10 protein-coding genes are annotated in these 13,047 nt (G+C 72.2%); 7 read left to right on the top strand and 3 right to left on the bottom strand.

The features are described from left to right. Position 1 precedes the first annotated feature (1 nt). Complete coding sequence (locus I5071_RS07650; protein ID WP_236604744.1) at positions 2-424, bottom strand: hypothetical protein; 423 nt, start codon at positions 422-424, stop codon at positions 2-4. 90 nt (positions 425-514) lie between these two features. Here I5071_RS07650 and I5071_RS07645 point away from each other — a divergent pair, with 90 nt between their 5' ends. Both I5071_RS07645 and I5071_RS07640 read left to right on the top strand, forming a co-directional pair. Continuing rightward, positions 515-1,150 (top strand): LuxR C-terminal-related transcriptional regulator, encoded by a 636-nt coding sequence (locus I5071_RS07645; RefSeq protein WP_236604743.1) that lies wholly within the window; start codon positions 515-517, stop codon positions 1,148-1,150. Further along, a complete protein-coding gene (locus I5071_RS07640) occupies positions 1,151-3,037 on the top strand; it encodes an ATP-binding protein (RefSeq protein WP_236604742.1) in 1,887 nt (628 codons plus the stop codon). It begins immediately after the preceding gene. A 44-nt stretch (positions 3,038-3,081) separates the two neighbouring features. Here I5071_RS07640 and I5071_RS07635 read toward each other — a convergent pair whose 3' ends face one another. Next, complete coding sequence (locus tag I5071_RS07635; RefSeq protein WP_236604741.1) at positions 3,082-5,526, bottom strand: tetratricopeptide repeat protein; 2,445 nt, start codon at positions 5,524-5,526, stop codon at positions 3,082-3,084. 91 nt (positions 5,527-5,617) lie between these two features. Here I5071_RS07635 and I5071_RS07630 point away from each other — a divergent pair, with 91 nt between their 5' ends. The 5 genes from I5071_RS07630 to I5071_RS07610 all read left to right on the top strand — a co-directional run bounded on the left by I5071_RS07630 (position 5,618) and on the right by I5071_RS07610 (position 12,205). Beyond that, a complete protein-coding gene (locus tag I5071_RS07630) occupies positions 5,618-7,684 on the top strand; it encodes a hypothetical protein (protein WP_236604740.1) in 2,067 nt (688 codons plus the stop codon). 11 nt (positions 7,685-7,695) lie between these two features. Beyond that, positions 7,696-9,159 (top strand): amidase, encoded by a 1,464-nt coding sequence (locus tag I5071_RS07625; protein WP_236604739.1) that lies wholly within the window; start codon positions 7,696-7,698, stop codon positions 9,157-9,159. A 47-nt stretch (positions 9,160-9,206) separates the two neighbouring features. Next, positions 9,207-10,373: a serine hydrolase domain-containing protein gene (locus I5071_RS07620; RefSeq protein WP_236604738.1), complete on the top strand. Its 1,167-nt coding sequence runs from the start codon at positions 9,207-9,209 to the stop codon at positions 10,371-10,373. Continuing rightward, positions 10,363-10,920 (top strand): helix-turn-helix domain-containing protein, encoded by a 558-nt coding sequence (locus tag I5071_RS07615; RefSeq protein WP_236604737.1) that lies wholly within the window; start codon positions 10,363-10,365, stop codon positions 10,918-10,920. Before I5071_RS07620 ends, I5071_RS07615 begins: the two co-directional genes overlap by 11 nt. A gap of 115 nt (positions 10,921-11,035) precedes the next feature. After that, positions 11,036-12,205, top strand: coding sequence for a vWA domain-containing protein (locus tag I5071_RS07610; RefSeq protein WP_236604736.1), 1,170 nt, complete (start codon positions 11,036-11,038; stop codon positions 12,203-12,205). Between the two features lie 12 nt (positions 12,206-12,217). Here I5071_RS07610 and I5071_RS07605 read toward each other — a convergent pair whose 3' ends face one another. Beyond that, on the bottom strand, positions 12,218-13,015 hold the full coding sequence (locus I5071_RS07605) for a hypothetical protein (RefSeq protein WP_236604735.1): 798 nt from the start codon (positions 13,013-13,015) through the stop codon (positions 12,218-12,220). Between the last annotated feature and the right edge of the window lie 32 nt (positions 13,016-13,047).

Here is a 13,047-nt window from a genome sequence, read left to right as displayed (position 1 = left end):
CTCAAAGGTCGGTCTGGAGCGAGTCGAGCTGCGCGAAGAGATCGCGCGCGGTGCTCGCCTGGTCGCTGGTCACCGTCACGCGATAGACCGGCCCGCGCGACTGCACCGCGACGCTGGTGCGTCCGTCGGTCGCGCCGAGCCGGCACGTCACGACGCGGTGCAGGTACGGCTGATCCATGCCGGGCTCGGCGCGCACGTCGACCGCGATGCCGCGGGGATCCCGCATGAACGGCTTGGGATTGTCGGTGTAGACACGCTCCGCCGAGACCACCGTGAGCGGCGCGTCGAACACCGCAGCGGTGCGCGTGCTCGCGTCGAGCTCGTCACACGCATTGGCGATCGCGGTCGCGCGCGAGGTCTGGGCGCCGCCGCATCCGGCGGACACGAGGAGGAGCGATCCGACCAGGAGATTTCGCAGGCGCATGGCCCGACCCTGGGGCGACGGCGCACTCCGGACATGAGCAAGATCACCCAGGCCATCCCGGGAGGAGCGCCCTAGGATGCAGGAGAGACCGTGCCCACGAAGCTGCTCATCCTCGACGACCAGACGATCTTCCGCGACATGCTCGTCGAGTGGCTCGGTGCACGCGACGGCGTGGAGATCGTCGGCGCATTCTCCACGACCGCCGATGCCAGCCAGGCGCTCGCGACGCGCGACGTCGACGTGCTCCTGCTCGACGTGGGGCTGCCCGGCGAGAGCGGCCTCGCGCTGCTGCGGCGCCTCGCCCCGGGGCGACCGAAGCACGTCGTCCTCGTCACCGCGCACGAGGAGCCGTGGGTGCTCGAGCAAGCGGTCTCGTCGCGCGCCCACGCGATCGTGATGAAGGGCGCGCCGCTGACCGATCTCGCGACCGCGATCGAGCGCGTGATCGCGGGCGAGACCTTCTACTGCCGCCGCACCGCGGAGCTGCTGCGACGTCACGCGACCCGACGCCAGCCTGCGGCCGAGCTCACCGGACGCGAGCGCGAGATCCTCGCGCTCGTCGCACGCGGTGCCACGTCGCGCGAGATCGCCGATGCGCTCGGCATCCGCGAGAAGACCGTGCAGAACCACCGCGCGAACCTCATGCAGAAGCTCGACATCCACGACGTCGCGAGCCTCACGCGCTTCGCGCTCGCGCACGGCCTCGTCCCCTCGACCGAGAGCTGAATGCACGACGAGCCGCCGTACCGCGCGATCGCGGACTCGACGTACGACTGGGAGACGTGGATCGACGAGCACGATCGCGTGCGCTGGGTGAACCCCGCGGTGCAGCGGATCACCGGCTACGAGCGCGACGAGTGCCTCGCGATGTCGCAGTTCCCGCTGCCGATCGTGCATCCCGACGATCGCGCCCGCGCCGCCGAGGTGCTCCGCAGCGCGCGCGAAGGACGCACCGGCAACGACGTCGAGCTGCGCATCGTGCGCAAGGACGGCAGCACGCGCTTCGTCGCGATCTCGTGGCAGCCGTTGACCGTCGAGACCGGCGCGCGCCGGGGGTTCCGCACCAGCGTGCGCGACATCGAGGAGCGCAAGATCGCGGAGGAGCGGCTGCGCGAGGCCGAGCGGCGCGCCTCGCGATCGGCGCACGAGCGCGCCCAGCTGCTGGCGACGCTGAGCCACGAGCTGCGCTCGCCGCTGCACTGCATCGCGGGGTTCTCCGAGCTGCTCGCGCGGGTTCCTCTCGACGACGAGCCACGGCGCTGGCTCGACCTGGTCACGGTGCAGACCGACGCGCTGCTCCGCCTCGTCGAGGATCTCCTCGAGCACGTGTCGTCGGGCGGGCCGCCGGTGATGCGACGCACGAGCTTCGATCTCGCGGCGCTCGTGGAGCACGAGGTCGACGCGATGCGTCCCCGCGTGCACGAGGGCGTGGCGCTCGGGGCGACGATCGACGAGCGCGCGCGCGATACGTTCGAGGGCGATCCCGATCAGCTGAGGCGCGTGCTCGCGAACCTGCTCTCGAACGCGGCGCGCTTCACGAAGCGAGGTCGCATCGACGTGCACCTCGCGCTCGACGTGGACGGGCTCGTGCTCGAGGTGCGCGACACCGGCATCGGAATGAGCGAGGCGCTCCTCGAGCGCGCGCGCGAGCCCTTCGTGCAGGCCGCGCCGAGCGCGTCGTCGCGCGGTGGTGTGGGACTGGGCCTCGCGATCGTCGATCGCCTGCTCGACGCGATGGGCGGCACGCTCGCGCTCGAGAGCCACGAGGGCCAGGGCACGCGCGCGATCGCGCGCTTCCGGCTCGCGAGGACGAGCACCGACGCTCGACCCTCGACGTCGATCGAGCACGACGCGCGGATCGCGCGGTTGCGGGTGCTCGTCGTCGACGACTCCGATCCCGCGCGCGAGCTGCTCGCTGCGATGTTCCGCACGCTCGGCGTGCACGTCGACACCGCCGAGGACGGTCGCGAGGCGATCGAGCGAGCGCGCACCGAGCGCTACGACCTCGTCGTCATCGACTATCACATGCCCGAGCTCGATGGCCTCGAGACGGCGCGCCTCCTACGCGCCGAGACCCACCACGCGACGACGCGTCCCGTGCTCGCGCTGCTCACGGCGAACGTGCTCGCGGAAGCGCGCCACGATCCCGTCGGCGCGGGCTTCGACGTCGTGCTCCTCAAGCCGCTGCGGCTCGATCAGGCGCGCAGCCTCGCGCGCCTCGCGCTCGACGGCGTCGATCGCGCGCGCACGGTCGTCGCGCCCGCGCCGCGCGCAGGAGTCGACGAGATCGACCACGAGGTCGTCCGCGATCTCGCGTCGGTGCGCGCGGCCGACGGCACCACGCTCCTCGCGCGCACGGTCGCGCGCGTCCGCACCCACGCGGCGGACACGATCGCCACGCTCCGCACGTCCGCGCCGCATCCGGCGCTCGCGGGCGAAGCGCACGCGCTGAAGGGCCTCGTCGCGAGCATCGGCGCACGCCGCGCGGCGGAGCGCGCAGGCGCGCTGGAGACCGCGCTGCGCGACGGCCTCGCGCGTGAGGTCGTCGAGAAGCGCCTCGACACCTTCGAGCGCGACCTCGAGCGCGCGCTCGAGGCTCTCGACGCGATGTGAGCGCGCGCTGTCGAGACCGCGAACGCGCGCCACTCGCCGAGACGTCACCCGGTCATCATCTTCCCGAACTTCGCATTCAGCATCGGATCACTCGCGAGCTTGATCCCCCATGCCTGCGACGCCTGCATGTAGCTGCCCATGTCGAGCCCGTATTTCTTCAGCGCGCCGTTGAAGTCGCCGCCCTGCATCTGCTTCATCAGCCCGACGTAGTCCGAGAGCTTCGCGAGCTTCTGCCCGGGGAACACGGTGGGATCGGCATCGCCACCCTCCCCCGACGCGATTGCCTGCGCCGCAGCCATCTGGTTCTGCTTCGCGCTCTCCACGTCGAACGCGCCCGCGCGGATCTGCTGCGCGACGCGCCCCTCGTGGCTGTTCGAGTCCAGCCCCGACTGCTTCAGCTGGAAGCGCGCCATCAGATCGACGAAGCGCTTCTGCAGCGCGCCGTCCGCGTTGATGCGCTTGTCCCAGCCCGGCACGCGCGCCGCCGCCGCGCTCATCGGCGCCGGGATCCCGAAGCGCTTGCACAGCGCCGCGAGCTCCGGCTGCGCGCCGCCGCCCATCGCCGCCATGATCGCGCTCCCCGCGCCGCCGCCCTGCTTCATCAGGATCGAGTCACGCAGCGCGCTCAGCTCCGCGTACTGCTCGAGCGTCAGCCCGCCGTGCTTCTCCTCGGCGAATTCGACCTTCTGCGACTCGCAGCGGAGCTTCCACTGCTCGAGCTTCTTGACCATCTCGGGCGAGTGCCCGCCGAGGTTCTTCCACACGTTGACCAGCGGGTACTCCCAGCACGTGAAGCCCTGCTGCGGGATCACCTTCTCGAGCTGCGCGAGCACGCCCTCGACGTCCTTGCGCACGCTCGCGTCGCTCGCCGCGACCCAGCCCATCGCGACGATCGCCGCGTCGCACACCCAGTCGGTCGGACCGAACGCGATCGACCACAACGTCCGACGACGCTGGCTGCTCTCCCACGGCGTCGCGTCGATGTACGCGATCACCAGCGCCGCCGCGACCTGGCACTTCTGCACCCAGATCAGCGGCTCGTGCCGCGGCGAGGGCAGCGGCGGCGGATGCACCATCGCGCAGAGCAGCTGGTTCATCCACGCCGGCCCCATCTGCGCCGCGAGCGCCTGCGCGAGCGGCTGCCACATCGGCAGGCAGTACGGCGTCTTCGCGATCTCCGCGATCGCCGCGTGCACCCGCGGATCGGGCGCGGGCGTGTTGGGCCGCGGCACCTTGTCGTCGAACGCCCAGAGCTGGAAGTCGACCTGCGCCTTCGGCGAGCGCGGATCGGGCTGCTGCACGCCCTCGACCTTCGCCGCGATGCCGACCTGCATCCAGCCCTGCGCCTTCGTCCACAGCTGGAACGCCGCGAGCGCACTCGGCGCCTCCATGTACGTCAGCGGGATGTCGATCCCGAGGCCGGTCGGCGGCGGCGGCTTCCGCGTGAGCTGCGCGATGATGTCGCGCGCCGCGTGCGCGGTGGAGTCGCCCGCGCCGGGCAGCCACGTGAAGTACGGCTTGTCGCCGAAGAGATCGATCACGAGCTCGGACGCGCGCCCGTTGCCGTCCGACATGCGCCACAGCTGCTCGCGCACGTCGGGCGCGCCGGTCTTCTTGTGCTCGGCGTAGAGGATCGACGCGCTCGCCCAGCCCTGCTTTCCATCCTTCGCGAGCACCTCGCGGTAGGCCGCGATCGACTCGTCCCAGCGCGACGCACCGAGGTACGTGTCGCCGATGTCGAGCAGCGCCGCGATCTCGTCGGGCCGCATCGAGTACGCGTGCCGGTAGTACTGTACCGCCTCGTCGACGCGCTTCGCATCGCGGAACGCGCTCGCGAGCCCGATGCACGTGTTCCAGTCGTTCTTCAGCTGGAACGCGTAGCCCGCGTACTGGATCGCCTCGTCGAAGCGCCCCACGCGGCGCAGCGCGACGCCGATCGCGAAGATGACGAACGCCTCCTGCGGGTGCGCGCCGTAGAACGCGCCGAGCAGATCGACCGCGGCCTCGCAGTTCTTCCGGCGCGGATCGTTCTCCGGGCACGGCGCGCCCACGCTCGTCACCGCGCGCAGGATCGACGGCACGATGCGTCCGGTGATCGCGTCGAGCGGGATCGACTGCACGGCGCCCGGCTGCTGCGCCCACTCGCGCGCCCACGCGAGGTACGCGCAGTCGGGCCGCACCGCGGCGACCTCGGCGACCGTCGCGATCGCCTCCGCGTACTGCTGCTTCCACGCGAGCACGTAGCCGCGCGTCGCGGCGGTGATGAAGTCCGCCTTGGCCTCGTCGGGCCGCACGAACACCATCGGATCGGGCGCCTTCGAGAGCACCTGATCGATCAGCGCGCGCCACTCGCGGTTCGTCGGATCGGTCGCGAGCGCCGAGCTCGCATGGAAGAGCGCCTGCGCGAGATCGCTCCGCGCCAGCGCCTGCTTCGCATGCTCCACGTTGTCGAGCGCGACGTTGCCCCCGAGCTGTCCCTCGATCGCCACGGCCCCCTCCTCGTTCTCCGCGGACGAGCATACCTGCGCGCGCGAGAGAGCACGTTGAGCTTTTCGCGACCGACCCGTACGCTTTTCGCCGATGGCGCGCACGAGACGGACGCTCGCGATCTTCGCTTCCGCGCTGCTCGCGTCGTGCTTCGACGACACCTCGACGCCGATCATCGTCGACACCGATCGCGAGGCGTTCATGGACTTCGCGTCCGACGACCTCTACGACGCGCCCTTCCCCGGCGAGCACCTCGTCGCCGACGACGGCTCCGTCGATCTCTCGCGCGCGACCAACCCGATCGGCGCGGACATCGTCGATCAGATCCACGGCGCGCTCGCCGGCATCGACGGCTTCGGCACGACCTCGCCGATCCACTTCCGCCTCGACGGCGCCATCGACGCGTCGCTGCTCCCCGACCCGCGCGCGAGCGCCTCGTCGGGCTCGCCGATCCTCCTCGTCGACGTCGATCCCGAGTCGCCATCACGCGGCGCGCTCCAGCCCTTCGACGCGAGCTTCGACGCCGATGCCGGCCCCTATGCGGGCACGAACCTGCTGACGCTCCTGCCGGTGCAAGGACGTCCTCTCCGCCCCCACACGCGCTACGCCGCGATCCTCACGCGCGCGCTGCGCGGCGACGGGGATCAACCGTTCGTCCGCGCGCCTGCGCTCGTTCGACTGCTCGCGGGCGAGACGCCGGAAGGGCTCTCCGAGCGCGCCGCGAGCGCGTTCCGCGAAGCGCTCGATCAGCTGCGCGAGCTCGAGACCGTCGCGCTCGACGACGTCGTCGCGCTCACGGTGTTCCGCACCGGCGATCCGCTCGACGTGATGCGCCGCGCGGTCGCCGCGACCGAAGGCACGCACGCTCCGATGCTCGAGACCGCGTTCGAAGCGCGCGAGACCTTCGACGACTACTGCGTCTTCGAGGGCGCGGTGCGCATGCCGGTGTTCCAGCAGGGCGAGCCGCCCTACCAGCGCGAAGGCGGCGCGTGGGCGCTCGACGACGACGGCGCGCCGATCCTCCAGCGCGAAGAGACCGCGCGCGTGTGGATCACGATCCCGCGCACCACGATGCCGAGCACCGGCTTCCCGACGACGATGCTCATCCGCACCGGCGCCGGCGGAGATCGCCCGCTCGTCGATCGCGGCCCGCGCGCCGAGGCAGGCGGCCCTGCGCTCGCGCCGGGCACCGGTCCCGCGCTCGAGCTCGCGCGCGCGGGCTTCGCGGGGATCAGCATCGAGGGCCCGCACGGCGGCTCGCGCAACATCACCGGCGCCGACGAGCAGTTCCTCGTCTTCAACATCCGGAACCCGATCGCACTGCGCGACAACCTGCGGCAGTCCGCGCTGGAATTGGTCCTGCTCGCGCGCGCCCTCGACACGCTCACCGTCGACGCGTCGTCGTGCGCGGGCTTCTCCTCCGACGACGGCAGCGCGCGCTTCGACACCGCGCACCTCGCGCTCTTCGGGCACTCGATGGGCGCGTCGATCGCCCCGCTCGCCGCGGCCTTCGAGCCGCGCTTCGCCGCGCTCGTGCTGAGCGGCGCGGGCGCGAGCTGGATCGAGAACGTCGTCTACAAGGAGCGTCCTATCCCGACGCGTCCCGCGGCCGAAGCGCTGATCGGCTACACGCGGCTCGGTCGACGGCTCACCGAGCACGACGTCGTGCTCGGCCTGCTGCAGTGGGCGGGCGAATCCGCGGACGCGCAGGTCTACGCGCCGCTGCTCGTGCACGCGCCGGAGATCGGCGCGCCGCGCCACGTGCTGATGTTCCAGGGCATCGTCGATCGCTACATCCTGCCGCCGATCGCGAACCCGCTCTCGCTGGCGCTCGGTGTCGATCGCGCCGGCCCCGCGCTCGACGCGGGCGATCCGCGCCTCGACGCGTACGACACGATCGAGGATCTCCTCTGGCTGAGCGCGCGAGGCCTCGTCGAGCTCCCGGCCGCCGGCAACATCGCGATCGACGACGCGATCGTCACCGCGGTCGTCGCGCAGCACGCCGAGGACGGCATCGAGGACGGCCACGAGACCGTGTTCCAGACCGAAGCACCGAAGGCGCAGTACCGTTGCTTCCTCCGCACCTTCGCGCGCGACGAGACGCCGCGCGTGCCCGATCCCGGCGTGTCCGACCCTTCTTGTGAACGAGCGGCAGAGTGAACGACATCGTGATGATCGAGACCCTCCCCACGCGCACCGTGCGCGAAGATCCGTTGACCTGGTCGGGCACCCGCATCGCGCAGGCGATCCGCAGCGGTGAGCGCACCAGCGAGGAGATCGTCGCGCTGCACCTCGCGCACATGCAGCGCGTCAATCCGCGGGTCAACGCCGTCGTGCAGGCGCGCGCCGACGACGCGCTCGCCGAGGCGCGCCGCGCCGACGAAGCGCCGAAGGGCGGCCCGCTGCCGCGCTTCCACGGCGTGCCCTGCACGATCAAGGAGACGTTCGCGTTCACCGGCATGCCGCTCACCGCCGGGCTCGTCGCGCGGCGCGAGATCATCAGCACGACCGACGCGGTCGCGGTGCGTCGCATGCGCGCGCTCGGCGCGATCCCGCTCGGCGTGACGAACGTGTCCGAGCTCTGCATGTGGATGGAGAGCTCGAACGAGGTCTACGGCCGCTGCCGCAACCCCTACGATCTCTCGCGCACCGTCGGCGGCAGCTCCGGCGGCGAGGGCGCAGCGATCGGCGCGGGCATCGCGCCCTTCGGCCTCGGCGCGGACGTCGGTGGATCGATCCGCATCCCCGCGTTCTTCAACGGCGTGTTCGGCCACAAGCCGACCGGCGGCCTCGTGCCGAACGCGGGCCAGTGGCCGCTCGCGCACGGCCCTGCGCTCCGCTACCTGTGCACCGGCCCGATCGCGCGCCGTGCCGAGGATCTCTGGCCGCTGCTCTGCGATCTCGCGGGCCCCGATCCCGAGAGCCCCGAGTGCATCGAGTGCGTGCTCGGCGACCCGAGCCGCGTGTCGATCGAAGGAATGCGCGTGCTGCAGGTCGCGGACAACGGGCTCAACCGCGTCCATCGCGAGCTCGCGGCGGCGCAGGAGCGCGCGGCGCGTCACCTCGAGTCGCGCGGCGCGCGTGTCGAGCGCGTGCGCATCCCGGGGCTCGCGGAGTCGGTGCTCATCTGGGCCGCGATGATGAGCGAGTCGGGCGGCGAGGAGTTCGCGGAGATGCTCTTCGGCGGCGCGCGCCGTCCGGTGCTGCCCGAGCTCGCGCGCTTCGTCGTGGGCCGCAGCCCGCACACGCTCCCCGCGCTGGTGCTCGCCGCGCTCGAGCAGATCCCGAAGATGCTCCCGGGCGACACCTCGAAGATCGTCGCGAAGGGCCAGGCGCTCGAGCGCGAGCTCGTCGATCGCATCGGCGACGGCGTGATGCTCTATCCGTCGTACACGCGCCCTGCGCCGCGCCACGGCATGCCCCTGCTCACGCCGATCGACTGGGCCTACACCGCGGTGATCAACGTGCTGCAGATGCCGAGCACGCAGGTCCCGCTGGGCCTCGGCAGCGAGGGCCTCCCGCTCGGCTGTCAGGTGATCGGCAGGCACCGCAACGACCACGTGACCGTCGCGGTCGCGCTCGAGCTCGAGCGTGCGTTCGGCGGCTGGATCCCCCCGACGCTGCTGCGCCGCTGAGCACACGCCGCGGTTGCGCGCGGACCTTCTTCCGTCATTCTGGAGCAATGGAATTCGCTCGACGGGCGCTGCTCGCGCTCGTGCTCTGCGGCTGCGCGCCCGCTCCATTCACGACGCCCGATGCCTCGATGATCTCCGACGCGTCCGTCACCCCCGACGCCGGAGGCGAGGACGCGGGGCCGCGCGACGACTTCTCCACTGCACTGGAGAATCTACGCAGCGAGCACGGCGTCCCCGCGCTCGCTGCGCTCGAGCTGCGCGACGGAGAGATCGCGCGCACCGCGGCGGTCGGTCTGCGCCGCGCCGACGACACCGCGCTCGTCACCACCGACGATCGCTGGCACCTCGGCTCGTGCACCAAGGCGATGACCGCGGCACTGCTCGCGCTCGTCGCGCAGGACGGAACGCTCTCGCTCGACACCACGCTCGCCGAGGCCTTCGCCGGCCTCGAGATCCACGAGTCGATGCGCGGCGTCACGCTCTACGACCTGCTCGTCCACCGCGCAGGGCTCGAGCCCGACGGGACGCCCTCGCCCGAGACGATCGAGCTCCTCGGGATCCCGGGCCCGGTGCGCGAGGCCCGCGCCGAGCTCGCGCGTCGTGTCCTCTCGCGCGGGCCCGCGATCGAGCCGCGCACCGAGACCCGCTACTCGAACATCGGCTACATCCTCGTCGGCGCCGCGCTCGAGCGTGCGACCGGCGCGAGCTGGGAGGACCTCCTGCACACGCGGCTGCTCACGCCGCTCGGCATGACGAGCTGTGGCTTCGGCCCGCCCGCCGCGACCCACGACGACGCGCCGAGCGGGCACGTCCTCTCGAACGGCGCGCTCGAGCCGGTGCCCACCTTCGACAACCCTCCGCTGCTCGGTCCCGCGGGCACCGTGCACTGCACGCTCGCGGACTGGGCGCGCTTCGTGGACTGGACGATGAGCCCGCCCGAGAGCGGCCCGCTCGCGCTCTCGACCGACGCGCACGCGCGCCTCGTCACGCCGACGAGCGATGGATGGGCACCCGGGTGGCAGGTCACGTCGCGTCTCTGGGCGCGCGGTCCGGTGCTGGTCCACGGCGGGTCGAACACGACGTTCTACGTCGTCGTATGGGCCCTCCCCGAGGAGCGCCGCGCGCTCTTCGCCGCGACCAACGTCTTCGGCGATCCCGGCGTCCTCGCGACCGACGGCGCGATCGGCTGGATGCTCGAGCACGATGCGCACTGAGCGGAAGAAACGACCGAGCGACGCCTCGCGCCTCGACGCGCTCGAGTCGCGCCTCGACGCGATCGAAGCACGGCTCGTCGGGGACGACGCGACCGCGCGCGAGCGCCGGCGCACCGCGATCGGCGTCGACGTCGACCTGCTCGAGCGCCTCGCCGCGCGCGATGCCGACGGCGAGATCGGCGGCGCGATCCTCTACGCCGGCGCGGTGCGCGTCGGCACGCGTCGCTACGCATGGCATCGCGAGCACGCCGCGCGAGACCTGATCGAAGGGATCGATCCCGAGGCGCTCGCGCCCGCGCTCTTCGCGCTCGCGAACCCGGTGCGCCTGCGCATCGTGCTCACGCTCGCGCGCGGCGCCCGCACCGGCGCCGAGATCACCGAGACCGCCGACGCCGGATCGACCGGCCAGCTCTATCACCACCTCGGCGAGCTCCTCCGCGCCGGCGTGCTCGCGCAGCCGCGCCGCGGCGTCTACGAGATCGCGACCCCCGCGCTGGTCCCCGTGCTCGCGATGGCCGCAGCCGCGCTCGATCTGCGCGCGCCCTGATCGCGGCGCAGGAGCAGCGCGCGCGCCGTACACCGCGCGCGCCGTGCCACGAATTCCCCGCGAAACCCCGCGGCACGGCGCTTGAGATGGGCGCTCGTCGCGGGGGAGATCACACATGACGCGCGACGGGCTCGTTGTGCTCGGGATCATCGCAGCGCTCGCGTCGGGATGCGACGCAGCAGGCGCGACGTACGACGCCTGCGGCGCCTACGGACAGTGCGGAGGCGGCCGCACCTGCATCGACGGACGGTGCGTGATGCCGCCCTCGCAGGGCGATCTCGACGGCGGCGCGCCGCGCCCCGACGCGGGTCCGTGCCGCGCGATCACGGCCGAGTCGACGGCGCGTGCGGCGCCCGTCGACATCGTCATCGCGATCGACAACTCGGGCAGCATGTCCGAGGAGGCCGCGCAGGTCCGGAGGAACATCAACACGTTCGCCTCGATCCTCGGCGCGAGCGGGCTCGACTATCGCGTCGTCCTGATCAGCCGTCCCGACGGCGATCGCGGGGTGTGCGTCCCGGTGCCGCTCGGCTCGGGCGAGCCCGACTGCACGAGCGGCCCCGAGGGCCGTCTGCTCGCGATCCACGATGCCGTCGGCTCCGACGACGCGATCGACCTCGTCATCGAGCACTACCCCGACTACCGCGACTTCCTGCGTCCGAACGCCGCGAAGGCGTTCCTCTGGATCACCGACGACGAGTCGGGGACGTTCACCGCCGACGCCGCGCGCGATGCGCTCGCCGCGCTCGAGCCCTCCGGCATGTTGGCGCGCACGATCCACAACTCGATCGTCGGCCACTACGGCGAGACCCCGACGACGTGGGCCGACGACGCGGCCGGCGACTGCGAGTCGCTCGCCGATCCCGGCGAGACGTACATGCGCCTGACGCAGTGCCTCGACGACGCGAACGAGGCGATCCCCGGCTGCATCGCGGGCCGCAGCGGTCGCGTGTGCGAGACCGACTGGACGGCGATCTTCGAATCGATCGCGCGCGGCGTGGTCGAGGGCGTGCCCGTGCCCTGCGACTTCGCGCTCCCCGACGCGCCCGCCGGCGCGGTGCTCGACCACGACGCGATCCGCATCACCTACAGCGCGGGCGACGGATCACGTCACGAGCTCGTGCGCGCCGCGGGCCCCGGCGCGTGCACCGCCGAAGGATGGCACTTCGACGACGGCGCCTCGCCCACTGCGATCACGCTCTGCCCCGAGCTGTGTCGCACGGTGCAGTCCGACGAGGACGCGAGGCTCGACATCGGCCTCGGCTGCTTCCCGCTCCTCGAGTGATCACCGATCACTTCAGGGCTCGATCTCCGCGGCGAGCGCGGCGAACGGATCGGGCCCCGGCTCGAGCTCCGAGAGGTGCGCCGCGCCCGCGACGTCGCTCAGCTCGAGCGTGAACGGACCCGCCTCGTGACGCGTCGCGACGCGCGCGCCGGTCGGCAACGTGATCCAACCCTCCCAGCTCGTCTCGACGCCGCCGACGGGCAGCACGCTCACCCACATGCGCCACGCGCGCGGCGTCCCGTCGTCGTCGAGCAGCCACAGGTACGCATCGCCCGGCGTGACCCCGCCCGACGCGTACTCGACGAGCAACGCGCTCCGCCCCTCGACGCGCACGATCGATCGCGTCGTCCCGCGATCACGAGCCTTGTACGGCGCGATCAACCAGAACGAGTCGTTGATCCACTGCGCCCATCCATCGCGGATCGCGCGTCGCGCCTCGCTGCCCGCGAGCCGCACGCCACCGCGCGTCGCGATCCCGCGCGACGGATCGTCGAGATCGACGAGCACCTCGAGATCGCCTGCGCGCACGCGAGCCCAGTCGCGCTCGCGATCCCAGAGATGACGGGTGCCGCTCGGGCCGAACGTCCATCGGATCGCGCCGGTGCGCTCCCACGCATCCGAGCGCAGCGCGCCGAGCATCGAGTCGGCGAGCAGCTCCGCCTCGTCACCCGCGACGCCGTGAGGACGCGGCCGATCGAGCGCGATGAACGCACCCGTCAGCACGAGCGCGACGATCGCGATCGCCCCGCCGCACCCGAGCGCCCAGTGCCGCTTGCGGCGCCCTGCCGCGACCTTCGCAGTGTCCCCCACGAGCGCGTTCTCGCGCGCCCGCGAGCGCGTGC

The organism is Sandaracinus amylolyticus (assembly GCF_021631985.1).
In the GTDB taxonomy this organism is placed as follows: Bacteria; Myxococcota_A; Polyangia; order Polyangiales; family Sandaracinaceae; genus Sandaracinus; species Sandaracinus amylolyticus_A.
This window is presented reverse-complemented; position numbering and strand designations above follow the sequence as displayed.